This is a genomic window from Hymenobacter sp. YC55, from assembly GCF_029433095.1.
Classification (GTDB): Bacteria; Bacteroidota; Bacteroidia; order Cytophagales; family Hymenobacteraceae; genus Hymenobacter.
On record NZ_JARNTX010000003.1, the window covers coordinates 104,760 to 123,849 of the forward strand.

17 protein-coding genes and 1 pseudogene are annotated in these 19,090 nt (G+C 61.3%); 13 read left to right on the forward strand and 5 right to left on the reverse strand.

Going from position 1 to position 19,090, the window contains the following annotated elements:
- Positions 1 to 68 precede the first annotated feature (68 nt).
- Positions 69 to 572, forward strand: coding sequence for a cation:proton antiporter (locus tag P1X16_RS20755; protein ID WP_277234102.1), 504 nt, complete (start codon positions 69 to 71; stop codon positions 570 to 572).
- Between the two features lie 375 nt (positions 573 to 947).
- Here the strand turns inward: P1X16_RS20755 and P1X16_RS20760 are convergent, their stop codons facing one another.
- A complete protein-coding gene (locus P1X16_RS20760; protein ID WP_277233247.1) occupies positions 948 to 1,262 on the reverse strand; it encodes a hypothetical protein in 315 nt (104 codons plus the stop codon).
- Positions 1,263 to 1,928: 666 nt separating this feature from the next.
- On the opposite strand from P1X16_RS20760, the gene P1X16_RS20765 reads away from it, so the two are divergent.
- The 3 genes from P1X16_RS20765 (at position 1,929) to P1X16_RS20775 (ending at position 3,282) form a co-directional block, all read left to right on the forward strand.
- Positions 1,929 to 2,201, forward strand: a complete 273-nt coding sequence (locus tag P1X16_RS20765; protein ID WP_277233249.1) for a hypothetical protein — start codon at positions 1,929 to 1,931, stop codon at positions 2,199 to 2,201.
- A gap of 158 nt (positions 2,202 to 2,359) precedes the next feature.
- Positions 2,360 to 2,917 carry a YetF domain-containing protein gene (locus P1X16_RS20770; RefSeq protein ID WP_277233251.1) on the forward strand — a complete coding sequence of 186 codons (558 nt, stop codon included), beginning with the start codon at positions 2,360 to 2,362 and terminating at the stop codon, positions 2,915 to 2,917.
- Positions 2,918 to 3,036: 119 nt separating this feature from the next.
- Complete coding sequence (locus P1X16_RS20775; protein ID WP_277233253.1) at positions 3,037 to 3,282, forward strand: hypothetical protein; 246 nt, start codon at positions 3,037 to 3,039, stop codon at positions 3,280 to 3,282.
- A 57-nt stretch (positions 3,283 to 3,339) separates the two neighbouring features.
- Here the strand turns inward: P1X16_RS20775 and P1X16_RS20780 are convergent, their stop codons facing one another.
- Complete coding sequence (locus P1X16_RS20780; RefSeq protein WP_277233255.1) at positions 3,340 to 4,692, reverse strand: DUF2254 domain-containing protein; 1,353 nt, start codon at positions 4,690 to 4,692, stop codon at positions 3,340 to 3,342.
- Positions 4,693 to 5,040: 348 nt separating this feature from the next.
- Here P1X16_RS20780 and P1X16_RS20785 point away from each other — a divergent pair, with 348 nt between their 5' ends.
- Both P1X16_RS20785 and P1X16_RS20790 read left to right on the forward strand, forming a co-directional pair.
- Positions 5,041 to 5,226 carry a hypothetical protein gene (locus P1X16_RS20785; RefSeq protein WP_277233258.1) on the forward strand — a complete coding sequence of 62 codons (186 nt, stop codon included), beginning with the start codon at positions 5,041 to 5,043 and terminating at the stop codon, positions 5,224 to 5,226.
- Positions 5,227 to 5,340: 114 nt separating this feature from the next.
- The gene (locus tag P1X16_RS20790) at positions 5,341 to 6,441 is read left to right on the forward strand and encodes a chloride channel protein (RefSeq protein ID WP_277234105.1); all 1,101 of its coding nucleotides are present in this window, start codon (positions 5,341 to 5,343) and stop codon (positions 6,439 to 6,441) included.
- A gap of 54 nt (positions 6,442 to 6,495) precedes the next feature.
- Here P1X16_RS20790 and P1X16_RS20795 read toward each other — a convergent pair whose 3' ends face one another.
- Both P1X16_RS20795 and P1X16_RS20800 read right to left on the reverse strand, forming a co-directional pair.
- The gene (locus tag P1X16_RS20795) at positions 6,496 to 7,398 is read right to left on the reverse strand and encodes a mechanosensitive ion channel family protein (RefSeq protein WP_277233262.1); all 903 of its coding nucleotides are present in this window, start codon (positions 7,396 to 7,398) and stop codon (positions 6,496 to 6,498) included.
- 90 nt (positions 7,399 to 7,488) lie between these two features.
- Entirely contained in the window at positions 7,489 to 8,844 is a 1,356-nt protein-coding gene (locus tag P1X16_RS20800) for a DUF389 domain-containing protein (RefSeq protein WP_277233265.1), read from the reverse strand.
- Between the two features lie 255 nt (positions 8,845 to 9,099).
- Here P1X16_RS20800 and P1X16_RS20805 point away from each other — a divergent pair, with 255 nt between their 5' ends.
- From P1X16_RS20805 to P1X16_RS20835, 7 genes and pseudogenes are all read left to right on the forward strand, one after another.
- Entirely contained in the window at positions 9,100 to 9,333 is a 234-nt protein-coding gene (locus tag P1X16_RS20805) for a hypothetical protein (protein WP_277233268.1), read from the forward strand.
- A 48-nt stretch (positions 9,334 to 9,381) separates the two neighbouring features.
- Positions 9,382 to 10,707 carry a Na+/H+ antiporter NhaA gene (gene nhaA, locus P1X16_RS20810; protein WP_277233270.1) on the forward strand — a complete coding sequence of 442 codons (1,326 nt, stop codon included), beginning with the start codon at positions 9,382 to 9,384 and terminating at the stop codon, positions 10,705 to 10,707.
- 99 nt (positions 10,708 to 10,806) lie between these two features.
- Complete coding sequence (locus P1X16_RS20815) at positions 10,807 to 12,801, forward strand: serine hydrolase (protein ID WP_277233273.1); 1,995 nt, start codon at positions 10,807 to 10,809, stop codon at positions 12,799 to 12,801.
- Between the two features lie 278 nt (positions 12,802 to 13,079).
- Positions 13,080 to 14,003, forward strand: a pseudogene (locus tag P1X16_RS20820) (YihY/virulence factor BrkB family protein).
- Positions 14,004 to 14,289: 286 nt separating this feature from the next.
- Positions 14,290 to 14,619, forward strand: coding sequence for a four-helix bundle copper-binding protein (locus tag P1X16_RS20825; RefSeq protein ID WP_277233276.1), 330 nt, complete (start codon positions 14,290 to 14,292; stop codon positions 14,617 to 14,619).
- A gap of 286 nt (positions 14,620 to 14,905) precedes the next feature.
- Positions 14,906 to 15,847, forward strand: coding sequence for a mechanosensitive ion channel family protein (locus P1X16_RS20830; protein WP_277233279.1), 942 nt, complete (start codon positions 14,906 to 14,908; stop codon positions 15,845 to 15,847).
- A 134-nt stretch (positions 15,848 to 15,981) separates the two neighbouring features.
- On the forward strand, positions 15,982 to 17,514 hold the full coding sequence (locus tag P1X16_RS20835; protein WP_277233281.1) for a trypsin-like peptidase domain-containing protein: 1,533 nt from the start codon (positions 15,982 to 15,984) through the stop codon (positions 17,512 to 17,514).
- A gap of 131 nt (positions 17,515 to 17,645) precedes the next feature.
- Here the strand turns inward: P1X16_RS20835 and P1X16_RS20840 are convergent, their stop codons facing one another.
- Complete coding sequence (locus tag P1X16_RS20840; protein WP_277233284.1) at positions 17,646 to 18,563, reverse strand: DUF6565 domain-containing protein; 918 nt, start codon at positions 18,561 to 18,563, stop codon at positions 17,646 to 17,648.
- Between the last annotated feature and the right edge of the window lie 527 nt (positions 18,564 to 19,090).

A 19,090-nucleotide genomic window follows, 5' to 3' on the forward strand; every position in this document is an offset into this window, starting at 1 on the left:
TAAGCGCAATGAAACCAAACACCAGCCGCCAGCTGGTCCAGGCGTGACCAACGGATTTTGCTTCCGAGCTGACGGCCACCGAAAAAGACTTTTTTGCGGAAATCGTGTTTCTGCTGCGCACCTTTTTCTTTGTCTACGTGGGCATTTCCATCGTGCTCGACAACTGGTACCTGCTGGCCCTGGGCGCGGGGCTGACCGGACTGCTGTTTTTGGCGCGCATTCCCGTGGTGCTGGCCACCGCCGCCCGGCAGACGCCCCAGTTTGATATGGCTTTTATGAGCATAATGATCCCCAAGGGACTGGGGGCGGCCGTCCTGGCCACACTGCCCGCCCAGCGGGGCGTGCCGGGCGGGGCCACCATCCAAACCATCACGTTCGCCGTCATCATGGCCACTACCTTGTTCAGCACGGGGCTGTTCTTTCTGGTGGAGAAGCGCCGTATCCTGGGCTTTTACGCGCTTTTTTTCGGCCGGGATCGTCCGCTGGTGGCCCCGCCCCTTCCTGGTCAACCCCACCGTAAAATTGAGGCCCCTACGCGCGCCCAGGCAGCCTTGGCTAACACAGCTACATAACTAGGAGGGGAACTGGCCCTCGATCGGGCACTTTGTATAACGTCGGTGCTGGCTTCCCGCGCAGGACTAGGCGCCGCAGTTTGTCTTGGGCACTTGCCCCATTCCTGGCACCATGGGCGCCCCGGGCTCGTCTGGCCCGGGCGTGCAAAGTTTTCTGATGTAACCTAGCCTGCTAGAGCTTGTTGGACGCCCGCTACAAGCCTGCCTAGCGAGAGACGATACCTTACCCTGGTGGGTAATCCATCCTAAAACGACTGAGAACCCGGGCCCGCCCAGGCAGGCCAACAAACAAATTTTTCTGTTGGCGCCTTGCTTTGAGCCTTAAGAGCGAGTTTAAGTCGATGCTGCCAAGAACATTCTGTCAAGGAGTCTACATCAAGCAACTAGCCACTGCTCGGGCAGGTTGTCGCCCTGCTCGTTTCGCCACTCATGCCACTCTTCATACAGGTGGTCGATATCCCGGTACAGGGTTGTGTACGCCAACGACTCCAGGCGCATAATCCCCGTCGGCTCGCGATTCTTGTTTTCCAGGGCCTGAATGCTGTACTGCCCTGGGCTATGGGCTACGGCCGTCACCCGGATCTTATAGGTGTGCCCCGGATTGTAGCGCGTTAGCTTGCCTTTGTAGGTGGCGTACACCGCGGCGGGCAGGACCGGTAACGCAGTGCTCGGCTGCAAGTGATCTGTCATAGGGTGTGGTAGTGAAGTGGCGCCGAAACTTCTGACCCCCGCATTGTTAGAAGAGTTAACTTTGTTTTCCCGAGTGCACTCGGGGTTGGCCGCTCAACCCGGGGGGGTGTTGGCCGGCGGGCTGCTCAGGGGCTAATTTGCCGGCTGAATAAGTAACGCGAAAAAGCATTGCCAGTTGCTAAAAGCCCAAACCTGCCATTGCTTGCGCTGGCCCCAACCCGCGTCAGGGAGTGCCGGGTTAAGCGTTTCCGATATAGTCTTCTGGTTTAGAACCCAACTTCTTCACCCAGCGGCGGGTGGCGTGGCCGTTAGCCGGGGAAAGCCCGCTTCGCCCTTGCAGTATCATGCCCGGCAAGCAAGCGTAGCGCGTCCGGCTAGGCTCTTACTTCCGCAGAAGCAGCAGGGTCTGGAAGTGAAACGCAGCCGGCAAAACCAAGGGAATCCGGATTATCCAGCTCGGTGAGTTCTTTTTTATGAGCGTTTATACCGGTTCGGCTAGCGCAGGCGAAAACAGCCGTTACGCCCACGCCAAGTCCCTTTATGCTTGACAATCTTTAAATAAAGCCAATAATTTCTTGCTTATATTTTAAATTATTTGTGCCAAACCGGGAGAGGAAGCGTAAACCATAGTCGTTAGTCTTTTTCTATTCACCTTTCCCCCCGCCCATGACCACTCGTTGTTTCACCTTCGGATTTTACTTATTGGTTGGCACCACTTTAGGCAGTTGTTCGCTCGGCAACTCGGTGTCCAGAGACGTCAACTCCAGCAACCCGGCCGTGGCTGCCCAGGCGCAAAAGGTGCAGATTTTAGAGCAGCAAGTCAACGACCAAAAAGTTGTTGCCGAGGCCGAAAAAACCAAGCTCGCTGGGCTGGAGCAGCAGTTGGAAGGCGCCCAGCAAAACCTGAAGGGCGTCAAGCAGGAAGCGAAGGCTTTGTAGGGCCGGATAGCTATTCCGCCTTACTACCGCAGTTTGACTTTAAAGCAAGTCGACCCTTGCGCTTGCCAAGTTAGGGATTAGCTATCGCAGTGACCAGGCCCAGCCCGAGCCGCCAAGACCAAGACCTTTAAATCTCTTGCGGCATAACCGGAACCAGGATGGAGCAGATTTTTTTTACGAGTTGGAGTTCACTGGCGCGCACGCTTTTTATTGGCGTGGCAGCTTATGCCAGTTTGATCGTGTTGCTGCGCGTCTCCGGCAAACGCACGCTCTCCAAGATGAATGCGTTTGATTTGATTGTCACCGTGGCCCTGGGCTCCACCCTGGCCACCGTGCTGCTCACCAAGAGCGTGGCCCTGGCCGATGGGCTGCTAGCGTTTGCCTTGCTGATCTTTCTGCAATTCGCCCTGACCTGGCTGGCCGTCCGGTTCAAGGCCGTCAGCCAGCTAATCAAGGCGCAACCCACGCTGCTGGTCTACCAGGGGCAGTTTCTGCCCGCGGCGTTGAAGGCCGAGCGCATCACTGAAGACGAAGTCCTGGCCAGCTTGCGGGAGCACGGCGTCAGTGATCTTACCCAAGTTGCGGCCGTGGTGCTGGAAACCGAGGGCAGCTTGAGTGTTTTGCAGCAGGCCGCAACGGGGACCCCATCCGCGTTGCGGGACGTACCCATACCAGTTGCCGTAACTCCGCGGCCAGCAACCTTCTTGGCTGATTAGCCCGGAAATAGGGCGCCGCGGCAAGCGCGCTCCCACCCCCGCCCCGCTTTCGCAGTTCCACCTTTGCTTGTCGTTTTATGAAAACCGCTGCCCGGAAAGCCACCCTTGGCTAGTTGTTCTTGAATCTGATCTTCGTTGGTTGTCAGTCTCGCCCAAACGCCGAGACGGTGGCCGCTGACCTTAATTCTACCAATCCGGCCCTGGCCGCCCAGGCCCAGAAAGTGCAGCAACTCCAGGGCCAACTTGAACAACAGGAAGCGGTGATAGAGGCGGAGAAAAGAAAGCTGGCAGCCTTGAAACTGCAGCTGGAAGGGGCCGAGCAAAACTTGGAGGGTGTCCGGCGGCAGTCCCAAGCCACGCCTTAACTGCATTATGACTGATCCCGCGCGTAAACCAAAGGGATTTAATACAATAAGCTGCCACTAACTACCCGGGCTTGCTTGCCACTGAGGTTCCAACTCCTGGTACAGGGCCTGAACGGCTTGCTTTTCGTATTCCGTAGCCAGCGTCTGCTCGGCGTAGCGCCGTACTAGTTCGGCTTGGCCGGCTATCAACATTTTCCGGTCTCCCGAGGAGGTTGCCTCCCCGGCCAACGCCAAGGCCCGCAGCAAGCGCCGCAGCACCGCGTGGTTGCTGCGGGAATTGAGGCGTACCAAGTCAAAGGTTAACCGCAGATAACCGGCGAAATCCAGGGCTGATACCAGCAGCCGGGGTTGCTGTCCATCCGAGCGCAAGGCAGCCGGGAACGGGCGGCTTGCCAACCGCTGAAAAGCCAAGCCCAGGTAGTCGACGGCCATAATGGCCGTGGTGGTATCGTTGACCCCGGGCGACAGCGCCCGGAGGGCAATATCTACCAGTTGCTGTAAGCCAAAGGCCACATCCTGCTCGCTGTTGCGGTGGCGGGCGATAACTACGCGGCGCAGTAAATCCTGCGCGGCCGTGGCCGCTAACTCTTGGTTGGCAGCCGCCCCGGACGCGGGGCGGACGCGAAAAAGTAGGCTCTGTTCCCCGATAAAGGCGCCCACGGGCTGCTCCACCCGCAGGAGCGCGTGGTGCTGCCGGGCCCAGCACAGCAGCCCGTCGGCGTCCACGCGCTGTACGTAGCCGCCTTGGGGGGCGCGAATGAGTTGCCAGCCGGCCGCGGCGCCGCTAAACTCCTCTGCGCGAGCTTCTAGCTGAGGGACGGCGGCCGGCTCTCCCACCCGGGTGGGAAACAGCTGGTCGATGGTGCGTAGCGTTTCCTGGCTGATGCGCCGCAAGATGGTGCCCGTTTGGAGCGACTCGGCAATATGGTGAATGAAGTAAATCAGCGCGACCACGCCGCCCAGGGCCAGCCCTAGCCCCGCCACTACAGCGGTAGAAGGCACAAACTTTTGCTCGTCGGTGCCCCGAATGGTGCCTAGCACCAGCAGGCAGTACACGAACACGCTCACGAAGTAGCCCATCACTACCTGGTTGCCCCGGTCGCGCATAAAGTTACGCAGCACCCGGGGCGAATACTGGCTGCTTACCTGCGAGATGGTAGCCAGCGTGAGCGAAAACACCAGCGCGGCCACCGTGAGCATGGAGCCGGCAATGGCCGTGAGCATGCCCCGGGAGCCCTCCGCGCTGGCCCCGAACAAGAGGGGAAAGCGCTTGGCTCCATCGAAGGAAGTGCGCGCATCAAATTCAACCAGCCCGTACGCCAGTCCGGTGGCCAGCAACACCAACACGCTGGGCACGAACCACAACGATTCCCGCAATTGCTGCCAGTAGTAGAGAAAGCGAGTAGGCATGAGCAGTTGCGATTGAATTGTTGTGAAAGGAAATGCCACACAAGGGTACGGCTCCTACCGGTTCGGCCCGGTAAGCTCCCGGCGTTAGGGCCCGCCGCACCAATTAAGGTGGTTTTAAAAGCCAAGGTTGCCTGGGCGGGCCGCTTCAATAAGTTGACGGCAAGTGGTTGCGCGCCAAACGGCTGGGGCGCAACCCCAAGTCTTAGAGCCTTTTCGTTGGTGCTACGACTACGGCTGGGCTCTGGTCGTAAAATTCTGCGTCCTCTGGGCTTGCCCTACGTAAGAACTGCTGGTACCGTACGCCCGGCCGGGGGTCCACCCGGCCTTATTTCGCTGATTGTTTCCGGCATGCTTCCTACTTTTTCCTTTTATGCCCGGGCCCTGGCCTGGCTGGACCGGCGCTTGCTGCGGCGCTGGTACACCGACCGGGTCCGGCGCTTGATCCTGCGAAGCTTCCCGTTCTGGTTTGCCTCCATCGTGACGGGCTTTGTGGCCGTGGGCTACGAAAGTTGTTCGTCTGGGCTGAGCAAGTAAGCTTTACCTGGCTGGCCCGCGAGCTGCTGCTCGCTTTTGGGCTTACGCCCCTGGCTTTTCTCGTTTCCTGGGGCCTAGTGCAGCGCTGGGCGCCCGCTGCCCGCCGCCCGCGGGATTCCGCAGGTGATGGCCGCCATTGAATTGTCGAGTCCCGCCCACCACCGCCGTACCGGGTATCTGCTCGGCTTGCGGATGGCCTTGGTGAAGGTGCTTAGCAGCTTAGCCTTGCTGCTAGGGGGCGGCGTGATTGGCCGCGAGGGACCTATTACCCAAATCGCGGCCGCTATCTTTCGGGCCATCAACCGCCTGCAGCCGGCGGGCTGGCCCCAGCTCTCGCGCCAGATTGCCCTGGTGACGGGCGGGGCGGCCAGGCTGGCGGCGGCCTTCAACACCCCGCTCGGCGGCATTGTGTTCGTGGTCGAAGAACTCACGCAGATGCCCATGGCCCGCTTCCGCATGGCCGTTTTCTCGACCGTAATTGTAGCCGGGTTGACGGCCCAGTCGCTGCTGGGCTCCTACCTCTACCTGGGCTTTCCCAAAGTCACGGCACCCGCGGGCTGGTTTCTGGCCACGGTGGCGTTGGTGGCCGTGGTGTGCGGGTTAACGGGAGCCGTCTTTGCCAAGACGCTACTTTGGCTGGGGGCCTACCGCCAGCGGTTCACTTCCTGGCGCCAGCAGGCGAGCTGGGTAGTGGGCTGCGGGTTGCTACTGGCCGCGCTGGCGTACGCGGTGGGGCCGGAGGGCGCGGGTACGGGCAAGCCCATTATCAACCGGCTGCTGTTTGCCAACGACGGGCAGACGCCCTGGTACTTGTTTGCGGTGCGCTACGCGGGCATGGCCCTGAGTTACAGCGGCGGGGGCGCGGGCGGCATCTTCGCCACGTCGCTGAGCGCGGGCGCGGTGCTCGGCGACGCGCTCTGCCGCCTCGGGCACGTGCCCGCGCAAGACCGTAACTTGCTGATCCTGGTGAGCATGGTAGAGTTTTTGACCGGGGTGGTGCGTTCCCCCTTCACGGCCGCCATCCTGGTGCTGGAAATGATGGACCGCCACTCGGCTATTTTTCAGTTGCTGCTCAGCGGTATGATGGCCCAGGCCGTGGCCTCGCTGGTTGATCCGCACTCGTTCTACGAACACTTGAAGGCCGGTTTCCTGCGCGAAACCCTCACTCGGCCCGCCCCGCCGGCCGGCCCGCCCCGGCCAACTCACCCGGCTTAACGATCAGGCAAGCACCCAGCCGGCATAACCGGTCTGGAAACGCGGCGCGGCAACTTAATCCAGCGGGCGCGGTAGTTTCAAACTTAGCTGCTCCCGCAAAACCGGCGCCAGGTCGAGCGTGCGCACAGGAAAAGGAATAACGATGTCGGCTTGGTCGAACGCGCGCTTGATGCGCATAATGGCCTCGCTTTTCGCTTCCACGTAGTCCACTTGCCGCTGGTAGGGAATCCAGAAGCGCAGGGTGAAAGTAATGGCGCTGTCGGCAAAACCCGTGAACATCACTTCCGGGGCGCGGTCGGTGAGCAGCTTGGGAAAGTTTTGCATGGCCGCCAGCACCACCGCTCGTACCTGCTCTAAATCCGAGTCGTACGCCACCCCGCACTCCACGTCCACGCGGCGGCGCGTGGTAACCGAAAAGTTGATCACCGCACTCTCGAACACCTTGCGGTTGGGCACGCGCACCAACTCGCCGGTCACCTGGCGCAGGTCCAGGGTGCGCAGGTTGACGCTCTCAATGGTGCCGAAAAACGAGTCGGTTTGAATGACGTCGCCCACCGAGAAGGGCCGCTGGATGGCAATGATGATGCCGCTGATAAAGTTGGCCGCGATGTCCTGGAAGGCAAAGCCCAAAGCCAGGCCCACGATACCCACCCCGGCCAGCAGGGAGGCCACCGTCTTGTTGAGGCCCAGCACTTCGAGCGTGAAAAATACGCCTAGCAACATCACCCCCGCATACGTGATGGTGCCAATCAGATTGTTGAGCGTGGGGTGGTGCGAGATACGGGGCAGAAACCGCCCGGTTAGCCGCCGCACCAAGCGGGCAACGAAAAAGGTGGCCCCTAAAATCAGCAGGGCGATGAGCAGGTTGGGCAGCAGCAACACCAGCTGCTGCAGCCAGCGCACCAGCTTGCCGGAGAGGAGGTGAAAAGCACGTTGAAGATCGGTAGCAGCGAACATAGACAAGCAGTAAGTACGCTCGTTTATACGCACCCCCGGGGCGATTTGGCCGAAGGGCGCAGGTGCGGCACCCGACTTTCCGGAGCCTGGCTACCGGCTATTTGCCTCCACCAACAGCTGCACGGCGCGCTGGCCGCCCGCCCGCAAGCGCAGCCACTGACTTAACCGCTGCTGCTCGGCGGCCGGCAGTGGGCGCTGAACGCGCACCGCTACCACTACGGTGGTATCGGCGGCCAGCGAATCAACGGCGGGCTGCACGAGGCGGCTCAAGCCAAGCTGCACCACGCTGGGATGCTCGACCTGTACTTCCGCCAGCAGGGCGGGAGCGGCGGGCAGGCCCGTCACGGCGGGATTGTCGGCCTGGGTGAGCAGTTGCTGCAGCTGGGTGAAGCGGGCCTGGGTTTGCTCGTGGTGGCTGCGCATATCCTCCAGCAAACTGCTGCGCAGGGTTTGGGCATCCGTCGAATCTAGCTGGGTCAGCCCCTGGCGCACCACCAGGTGGACGTCCGGCAAGCGGTAGCGCGGCAGTTGGGCCTGGGCAGCGCGCAAGCGGGCCGCCGACAGGGGCTGACCTACCAACAGCACTTTGATGGTGCGGGTGGCGGGCTCGAGGCGGCGCGTTACCACGTACGTGCCGGGGGGGGTGAGCTGCTCGTCAACGAACTGCTGGGCGTTGTGCTGAAACGTGGTGCGGCGCACAATGCCGGTGGCCAGGTACACGCTCGGCACGGCCGTTACCACCGCCAACAGCCAGATGCTCAGCTGCACCTTACGAGCCCGGCGCCGGCTGGCGAACTGGTGGTGCGGCAGCGGTAGAAGCTGGGCCACCAGAAAGGTGGAAAGGCTAATGAACATGGAGTTGATGCAGAACAAGTACAGCGCCCCGAACAGATAGGCCCAGTGCGCGGTGGCCAGCCCGTAGCCGGCCGTGCACAGCGGCGGCATCAAGGCCGTGGCAATGGCCACCCCCGGCAACACGTTGCCGCGGGAGCGGCGGGTGAGGCCCACCGCCCCGGCGGCCCCGCCGAACAAGGCAATGAACACGTCCCAGGTGGTGGGCTGGGTGCGGGCCAGCAATTCCGAGCCCGCATCGGTAAGCGGGGTAAGCCGGAAGTATAAAGCCGAGACCAGCAAACTGATGCCGGCGGCCATGAGCAGGTTTTTCACGCCCCGCTGGATAAGTTCCACTTCCCCGGTCGCAGCCCCGAAGCCGATGCCCACGATGGGCCCCATCAGGGGCGAAATAAGCATGGCCCCAATAATAACGGCCGGCGAGTTGACATTAAGCCCCACCGAGGCCACGAGGATGGCAAAGATGAGCACCCAGAGGTTGGTGCCGCGAAAGGTGATGCCCCCTTCCACGTACGCCATGATGGCAGCTGGCTCGGCCATGTCGTGGACTAGATCGAAACGCTGGCGCAGCCAAGTCGAAAGCGAAAAGTTCATGGGCGCAGAGGCACTTAAAGAAGAAGAGTTGGGCAAGAATACAACTCTGCTCGTCAATTGTACTCGGTTAGCAAGCCCCGGGGTGGGTCCGGTTTTCTGCTGGTTGCTCCCGCCCGGGTGCAACTCCCCGCCGCTTGAAATGACACCGATCACTTGCCGGGCGCGTATTAACAGAGACGGAAGCGGTACCCTAGCGCTCGGTTTCCCCCTCGGCCTTGGTTGCTTCCCGCCTTTACTCCTTACCTTCCGTTGCCTATGGCGCGCCCGCTCATCGTCTCCAACCGTCTGCTCACCAAAGGTTTGCGTACCAACCAAAGCCGTTCTTTCCAGCTGAGCGAAGGCGGGCGGCCGACGGCCCCCGGGGCGACTTCCCGGCAAAGCAACAACGGGTGGCGAGGCTGGCCGGGTTGGTTCGGGCCCCATGAGGTGGGAGAACTGATGTGCACGCAGTTGGCTGCCGACTGCATGATCCCGGTATTTTTAATATAAAGGCCGAAGCCCCCACGTCAACCTTACCTGCGCTTGCTCGTTTTTTGCATGAATCTACCTCAACTTATCCGGCCCCTAGTTCGTCCGTTTGCCGAGTTTTTCCGCCGCGAAGCCGCGGGGAGCATTATGCTGCTGCTCAGCGCCGGCCTGGCGCTATTGCTGGCCAACACCACTTGGGGCCCAGCGCGCTACTTTCCTGCCCTTTGGGACGAGCACCTCGTGTTTCGCCTTAACGGGATAGTGCTCGATAAAAGTTTGCTGCACTGGGTTAATGATGGGCTGATGACGGTCTTTTTCCTGATTGTAGGCATGGAAATCAAGCGCGAAGTGCTGGACGGCGAACTCGCTTCCCTCCGCCAAGCGACCCTGCCCCTTGCCGGCGCGCTCGGGGGTATGGTCGTACCCGCCCTCGTGTTTGCGGCTTTCAACCACCGGACGCCCACGGCCGGCGCGTGGGGCATTCCCATGGCGACCGATATCGCCTTTGCCTTGGCCGCGCTTCACTTGCTGGGTTCACGGGTGCCGCTGGGGTTGAAGGTGTTTCTGACGGCCCTGGCCATTGTCGATGACCTCGGGGCGGTGCTGGTTATCGCCGGTTTTTACACTCAGCAATTGCACCTGTCGGCTTTGCTGCTGGCCGGGGCCACCTGGGTTGTGCTGCTGGCTTTGAACGCGGTGGGCGTGCGCAGCCAGTGGCCTTATCTATTGTTGGGAGTGGTGCTCTGGTACTACACGCTCGAATCCGGCGTGCATGCCACGCTAGCCGGAGTCCTGCTGGCCGTGGCCATCCCCGCCCGCATCCGGCATTCCCGCCCCGCGCTGCTGCGCTTGGTGGCCGCGCGGTTGCAGTTGCTTCGGCACCAGGCGCAAGGCAAGGAAGCCGATCCACGCACCATCAGCGAGGAACTCGAACACCTAGCAGAAACCATCAGTTCTCCGGCCCAGAAGCTCGAGCAGCGCTTGCACTCGGTGGTGGCCCTGGGCATCGTGCCGCTGTTTGCTTTCGCCAATACCAGCCTCACCATCGACGCCTCGGTGGTCAGCGAGTTGCGGTCCCCGCTGAGCTTGGGTATCCTGGCGGGCTTGGTGGTGGGCAAGCCCCTCGGCATTGGGCTGCTGTCCTGGGGCTGTATCCGCTTGGGCTGGGCGACGCTGCCGGCCGGGGTTTCTTGGTCTCACCTGTGGGGAGCGGGCCTGCTCGGCGGCATCGGCTTTACCATGTCACTGTTCGTAACCCTGCTGGCGCTGGGTGGCAATACCGAGCAAGAAGCAGTGGCTAAACTAGCCATTCTGCTCGCTTCGCTGGTGGCGGGTGCGCTAGGTTTTTTGGTGCTGCGCTCGGCGGCGGGGCCAGCACCGGTTGTGGAAACGTAAGCGCACCCCGACCCGTCTTTTTTGGCCGCGGCCGGCACCTCTACTGGGGCAGCCGCGCCGGACCTGCCAAGCAACTTAGGTGGGCGCACCCCACAACCTATGAACAAAAAGCAAAGCTGGATCGGGTTGATATTAGGCGCGGCGCTTGTCTTGCTGTGGGTGGTAAGCACCCTCATCTATTCCCCTCCTCAGAAGCCCCCCGCCACTTCCCTAAGGCTGATCGACCAACCCACCAGCGCCCTGCTGGCCACCCTGCAAGCGTACGGGTTGCATCCCGAGCTGCTCGAGCAACTCCACCCCCGGATGCCGACCGATAGCTTTTCAACCAGTTGCTCGCTGTGGCCCGCCTACGACCAGCAGATTGTGGCCGCCCTCCCGGGAACGCACAGCCAGGGCACCATCTTGCTGTTTGCCCAGTATTCCCGCCCGGCCGTGGCGGGTGCTAGAATAGGGGGCAACGGGGCCGCGGCGCTGCTGCGCTTAGTTGACTCCCTAACCCAAGGCCCCCCGTTGCCCAACGATATCACCGTGTTCTTTTCCACCGCCGCGCGCGAGCAGGAAGGAGAAGCGAGCAGTTTCCGGAACCGGTTTGCCTTGGCCCAGTCGCCGGACGTGGTCCTGGAACTCGAACACCAAGACCCAAGCGGGGATGTGCTCTTGTTTTACGCCAGTAAATACCATTATCGGCTGGTGGAAGACTACGTGCGACTTGCCCAGCGTTCGGCGCGGGGTGGGACCAGCGCGCGCGCGCTGGTCCCACCCCGCGCCGACAACGCGCTGGACTTCGTGCGCTACCTGGGCACCCAGCCGCTGGCCGACAAAACCGACGCGGCCGCGCCGGCCGTGTCCGTGCTCGTGCATCCCCAAACGGGGCGTTACGAGCCCGCCCTCCAGCCCCTGGATGACGCCGTTCAAGCTTTTTTGCAGAAGTGGCGCATTCCCGGGGGCGCCGTCGCCCTCACCAAGGACGGCCGGCTGGTGTACGCCCGCGGGTTTGGCCTGGCCCACCGCAAAGCGCAGACGCTGGTGCAGCCCACCCATCAGTTTCGGATTGCCAGCCTCTCCAAGCCCATCACGGCTGCGGCCATCATGTTGCTGGTCGAGTCCCAGCGACTACAGCTGGATTCGCCCGTGTTTGGTCCCCGGGGCATTTTAGCCGACAGCTCCTACGGCACCCTCGCCGACGAGCGCATGGCGCAGATCACCATCCGCCACTTGCTGGAACACTCGGCCGGTTGGGACCGGGAGGTGAGCACCGACGTGATGTTTGATCCCGTCGAGATTGCCCGGCTCATGGACGTGTATCCCCCGGCCGGCCCTAAAAGCATCATTCGCTACGCCCTGAACCGCTCCCTGGATTTCGCGCCCGGCACCCGCTACGCCTACTCCAACGTGGGGTACTGCGTGCTGGGCCGGGTGATCGAGCAGCTCACCCATCAGCCCTACGAAGACTACGTGCAAACCCACTTGTTGGCCCCGCTTGGCATCACGGCCATGCGCATCGGGGCCAGTATTCCAACGAACCCGGAAACCGAGGAGGTGCGCTACTATGCCGCCCTGGGCAGCCACTTGGTGCCCTCGATTTTCAGCCGCTCGATTCGGGTGCCCTTCGCCTACGGCGGGTTTTACTTGGAAGCGATGGATGCGCACGGGGGCTGGATAGCCTCGGCCCCGGATCTGCTGCGGTTTCTGGTGGCCGTCGATGGCTTTGCCACCAAGCCCGACCTGCTCTCCCCCGCCACGCTCCAGCAAATGACCACGCCCAACCCGGACCTGCACTCGGGTTACGGGCTCGGGTGGTGGGTCAACGCGGAAAACAGTTGGTGCCACACGGGGTCGTTACCGGGCAGCTCCGCGCTGCTCGAGCGCACCAGCACCGGGTATACCTGGGTGATATTACTGAACAGCCGGGCCAACAACGCGGCGTATTTCCCGGAGCTAGGCGCGTTGATCCGCGATAAGATCAAGCATATTACTAGCTGGCCAACCTATGATTTATTTGACGGGCCAGCGGCCGTTACGGTAACCCCGGCAACGGCAACGGACACCTCGTTTCACACCCCGCTGCTTAGAGACAGTGCCGCCGGGCGCTAATTCAACGGCGCATTTCTGCTCGTTAACCCGTAAACACCTGGTAAGTCCTCATTACTTAGTCAGAATAAAGCCGCCCGTAGTTGGCAGCCGGCTTGTGGTACGACGCGAGCCTGGGCGCAGCCTATGCAAGCGGGCCAGCTTGGTAAACCGGTTCGCTTGCTTAGGCTGCGCCCGGACCAGGCAAACAAACTACTTCTTGTTAAATCAACCAGTGGACTATGAAGCCCTTACCCCTGAAAAAGCTAGCCACCCTACTGCAATTAGCCAGCGCCGGCTTTATGCGCGATAAAGTACCCAAGCTCAGTGCTTCGCTGGCCTATTACACCCTCTTCTCGCTTGGTCCGATGCTGATGGTGGTTATTTTCTGCTCCAACTTGTTGTGGCGGGCAGCCGCCCTTGAGGGCCGGATCTTCAGCCTCATCCAACAATTAGTTGGACCGGCTACGGCCACGCAAATTCAGCAGATTATGGCGCACGCGGCCATTGACGGTAATAACCCGCTGCGGGCCACGATCGGGCTCGTCACCCTGGTCGTAGCGGCCACGTCGGTGTTCACGGAGATGCAGGATTCCCTCAACAGCATCTGGCAGCTCAAAATCCGGCCCGATGCCGGCTGGTTTAAAATGCTTTGAACCCGGCTGGTGTCCTTTTCGCTGGTCATCAGCTTGGGCTTGCTGCTGTTGATTTCCTTGCTCGTAAACGGGGTGCTGGAAGGATTGCTAGAACGGCTCCAACAAATTTTTCCGGGTACCACCGTGGGGCTGGTGTACGTCAGCAACCTGCTCCTCACCCTGCTTATAACCGCGGCCTTGTTTGGCATCATCTACAAAGTGCTGCCCGACGCTCATATCGATTGGAAAGACGTCGCCGTAGGAGCGGTTTTTACGGCTCTTCTATTCATGGTGGGCAAGTTTGGCATCACCTTTTACCTGCAGACCAGCGACGTCGGCAGCGCCTACGGTACGGCGAGCTCAGTGGTGGTGCTTCTGTGGGTGTACTATTCCGCCCTGATTCTGTATTTCGGGGCCGAGTTCACCAAATACTACGCCCTGGAATACGGCTCGGAGATTCAAGCGGACCGCTACGCCATGATCGTGCAAACGGTGCAGGTGGCAAGCCGGCAGAACAGTTTGCAAGCCAACGAAAAAAACGGCAACAAACCGCGCATGAACTGCAAAATATCGAGGACCACCAGCAAGTAAGGTAAAGCCGACGGGGCGCTGTGGCTTAACCTGGGCGGTTGCGAGTGGATCGGCGCCAGCGAACACGGCCGGACGGCCGCGGTAGCGGCACCAGGCATGTAATTCTGCCGCTTGGCGTTAGCCACCACCCTTACCAACCGACCGGCTTCCGGCACTTGTTCCAAGCTAAACAGGTAGCTGACAAGCGAAGCAACTGTGCAAGAAATAGTTACGCGCAACTAACTTTTTGCGCTGCCAGGGGGTAAACCTAGAGGTTATTGATTTCCCCTCGTAAAAGCTTAAGCTCATGCCTCAGTTAAACCAACCATTGCTCGACGCTCTACAGGCCTGCGTGGCCGCCTGTGAGCAGTGTGCCTCTGCCTGCCTGCGGGAAGACGATGTGCAGATGATGGTGCCTTGCATCACCCTTGACCGGGACTGCGCCGATATCTGTGCGCTTGCCGCTCGGCTGCTGGCGCGTAATTCCCCCCACGCAACGCATTTACTCGGGGAGTGCGCGGAAATCTGCCGCCTTTGCGGCGCCGAATGTGCTCAGCACGCGGCCCCGCACTGCCAGGAGTGCGCCGCGGCCTGCCGCCGCGGCGAAGAAGCCTGCCGTCAGGCCATGGCCGCCTAGGCAGGCTGGTTCCGGCACCGCCGTTAAGCGCTGCCCGATCAGCGGGTAGACGAATTGAACCCGCCCGACGGTAATCGACCGGGGTGCATTGGCCAGACCGAAAAGTTAACCAAGCACGCGGCCAAGGCTGGCACAACAGTTAAAGCCTCCTCCATAATTCTCAGAAATGCCAGCCCGGACGAGTTGCCTGGGTAACCAAGGAGCCCTGGCATATTTAGTTGGGATCTAATTTAAAGACGAAGGAGGACTGTAAAGTAGCCCTGTTAGTGCCTTACCAAACCCGACTATGGATTTTTCGATTGCGTGGCAGAAACTCAACCAAATCGGCCGGGACCTGATGGCCGCCTTGCCCAACCTGGTCTTCGGGGTAGTGGTGCTAGGACTGTTCGTGCTGCTGGCGCGGGGGGTACGAACCGTCGTGCAGCGAGTTACGCAGTCGAAACGCCGCAGTCAGAGTTTGTCGCTCCTGCTGAGCCGGCTGGCCTTCGTCGCCGTGCTGGTGCTCGGCGTGCTCGTGACGGTAACCATTGTCTTGCCGGGCTTCACCCCCGCCAGCTTGATCAGCGCCCTCGGCGTGGGCGGCATTGCCATCGGCTTTGCCTTCAAGGACATCTTTCAGAACTTTCTGGCCGGCCTGCTGCTGCTGCTCACCGAGCCCTTCAAGATCGGCGACCAAATCAAGTATAAAGACTTCGAGGGCACGGTCGAAGACATTCAAACCCGCGCCACGACCATCAAAACCTACGACGGCCGCCGCGTCATTATTCCCAACGCCGAGCTCTTCACCAACGCCGTCACGGTCAACACGGCCTACGAAACCCGCCGCCTGCAGTACGACGTGGGCATCGGCTACGGCGACGACATTACCCGGGCCCGGGAATTGATGCTCGAAGCCATGCGAGAAGTGGAAGGGGTGCTGCCGGATCCGGCGCCCGAAGCGCTGGTGATGGACCTGGCGGAAAGCAGCGTCAACATCCGGGCCCGGTGGTGGATCAACCCGCCCCGGCAAGCCGACGTGCTCGATGCCCAGGACAAAGTACTGGAAGCCATCAAAAACAAGCTCGTCGCCGCGGGGATAGATTTGCCGTTCCCCACCCGGCAGATCCTCTGGCACGACCAAACCGAAGTTACCGACGGCAACCGCCAGCGCCAGCGCGAAGGCTGGCCCGCGGGGCCCAACGAAGTACCGGTTGCCCGGGCGGCACCGGCATTGCCGGCCTCTAACTAGCAACCTAGCCCCCTTACCCAGCCTTAATCATTTACATACCCCCGTGCCTACCCAAAGCCCAAGCTTGGACCCTAGGCAACGCAGGTTTTTAAATGCTCCACCTCCCGCCCCTCTTGTCTTTACCCTCGCCCATCATGCCAAAATTTATTTCTTCATTGCTCTGGACAGTCCCTTTGCTGGTACACCTTACCAGCGGTTGTACCAGCAAGGAAAGTCAGGCGCAGACCCCGCACAGCAACGATCAGCCGAACCGCCCGGCGGCCCGTATTGGAGACAACAGCCCGGCGGGGGCTTCCCCTGCTTCCCCGAGCCAAGCACCCAACCGCATCGGGGACTTTGTGGTGGCCGCCAAAGCCGCCACTCCCGCCGTTGTGCACATCAAAACCACCTACAACGCCCCAACTGGCTACGGTCAGGCAGCGGGCCAGGGGTATGGGCCTTCAACTGGGCGGGGCACGGCCATGGGTTCCGGATCCGGCATTATCGTTTCCCCCGACGGTTATATCGCCACCAACAACCACGTAGTGGAAAATGCCAGCGGCATGCAGGTGGTACTGCCCAACAAGCAAACGTACCCGGCGGAACTGGTCGGCCGGGACCCGAATACCGACCTGGCCCTGCTCAAAATCAAGGCTGCTAATCTGCCGGCCATTCAATTTGGCAACTCCGATAGCGTGCAGGTCGGCGAATGGGTGGTGGCCGTGGGGTACCCCTTTTCCCTGAACACCACGGTGACGGCGGGCATCGTCAGTGCCAAAGCCCGCAGCATCGGTATTATTAATCGCCCGAGCCGCGGCGAAGCGTACGGAGCCGCCGGGTCCGCGGGCAATACGGGCGTGGAATCGTTTATTCAAACCGACGCCGCCATCAATCCCGGCAACAGCGGCGGGGCTTTGGTCAATACCGCCGGTGAATTAGTGGGCGTTAACTCGGCTATTGCTTCGCAGACCGGCAGCTACGCCGGCTACGCGTTCGCTATTCCGGTGAACCTGGCCAAAAAGATCCTCAACGATTTAAAAGAGTACGGGGCCGTGCGCCGGGGCGTGCTCGGGGTTGCCTTTCCCGCGCCCGCGGCCGAAGATCAGTATTTGCTGCAGCAGGGCCTCAAACCCGGGGCGGTGCCGGGCGTATACATCACCGGAGTGCAACCCAACAGCGCGGCGGCGGCGGCCGGGTTGCGGGAAGGCGACATCATTCAACGCCTCGATGGCGTCGCGCTAACTTCCTCGGCCGAATTTTCCGAGTTGATTGCCCGGCACGCGCCCGGCGACGCGCTCAAGCTCGCTTATCAGCGGCAAGGCAAAACCAACACGGTGACCGTGACCTTGAAGGCCGAGCCCGCTGCCCGCCCGGCGGCAGAAGGCCCGGCCACCCTGGGCAACATCTACGATAAGCTCGGGGCGCGCTTCGCGCCCGTCCCGAACGCGCTCAAGCAGCAATTCCGTTTGAATTCGGGCGTATTGGTAACGGACGTTCGCCAGGGCGGCTTTTTTCACCAGATTGGTGTTCCCAGCAATACGATTATCGCCTTTATCAATGGTCAACCGATTGGTACCGTCAAGGACATCGAGGCCGCTCTGCTCTCGGCGCAGCGGGGGATGATTCAAATGCTGGCCATTGCGCCCGATGGCTCGCGGGTGGTATTTGATTTCTCGCTCGGCACCTGACGCCTGCCGCGGCAAGGATTGCGGCCTCGGGAAACTTCCGTCTCCACCCAAAAAACAAGACGGCCCGAGGCAGGCCGTCCTGTTTAGCTTATGAAAAAGGTTTTGTTGTCTTGGCTGACCGGGAGGCGCGCTTACTCTTGCTTGTCGTCTTTGCCGTGGAAGACCTCTTTGACGGCGCCGCCTACTTTCTTGCCGACCTTGGCCGCGCCCTGGCCAACCTCCTGGCCGGTTTCTTTGGTCCCGTGGCCGATATCCTTCCCGGTCTGTTTCGCGTCTTGGGCTAGGCGCCCGGCATCGGCACGCACGTTTTTGGCAGTCTGCTTGAGGTGCACGCCCCCGCCTTTGGCTTTCGCTTCCGTGGGGTTGCCACTTACCACGTCGCCGGCCTGCGAAACGCGGCCTTTCGCTTTATCAAACGACTTAAACGCGGCGTACTTTAGTTTCTCTTTGGCAATCTCCGCTTTGTCGTTGCCGCTTACGTTGTCCTTGATTTGATCGTACTGTTGGTCTAAGGCCCGCCAATCGGCGTTGACGGCCCGCCAGTCCCCGAGGTCGTAGTGGTCTTCGTTGGCTTGCACGTGCTGAACGAAGGCCTCGTAGGTCTGACGCGCATTGGCCGCCGTCAGGGCCGCGGCCGAAGTTCTGGTTTTGTAGCGCGGCGCCGGGGCTTCCCGCGCCGTTGCTGCCGCCACGGGGGCAGCCGCTGCGGCAACCGGATCGGCACTAGTCGGCGCCGGGCTGCTTAAGCTGGCGCGCTGCGCTTGGTGGTAGCGCGCTGCCAAGCGTCGGATTTGGGTTTGCTGGGTTGTATCGCCGGGGGTGGCGTACTGCTGGGCGGCCGTCAAGCGGGTGGCAAACGAGTCGGGCAAAGCCCGCGCGGGGTTGGTCTCCACCGCACTCACGTAGGTTTCCAAGCGGTCAATGGCCCGCCGGCCGAGGAGCGACCCCTCCGTTAGTTTGTCGGAAGAGCAACTCGTCAGGGTCAGCGAGCTGGCGCTCGCCAGCAGGACTGTAGTTAGCAACAGGTAAGGAACGGGAAACAAATGCATAGGCGGGGATGGCAAATAAAGTAAGTAACTCCTTGTCTTTCAACGAGTAGCTGAAAGCGAAGTTAGATAACGGCAATTTCCTTAGATTCGTAAGGCCTTGATTGTGAATAGGATAACCTTGGTAAATAAAGTTACGCTCGGAGGAGGGCGGCCCGTAAGCGGCTGGCCGACGCGGCCAAACCCTTGCGCTTACCCGTTACCGAATTGGGCGGCGGACTCTGCTAATGGGATCACCTAAAAGTGCCCTCCGTTCGTATAGCAGCGCAACCATTCCTGCTTTGCGCGTGCTGCCAACGTATGGCTATTTCTCGAACGCTGGGGGGCTCGGTTGCCTACGGGCCCCAAGCCTACAGGCAGCTGCCCTGGTCGGGCGCCCCCCTGACCAGCCTCGAATTCCGGGCCCTGTACGGACACCTGCGCAATTTGCTGCGGCGCTTTCAGTTGCCGGCCGTGGTGGCGGATCACCACGCCATGCCCGAGGCACCGGCCGAGGTTGACCAGCAGTGGCTGCTGAATACCTGGCTGCC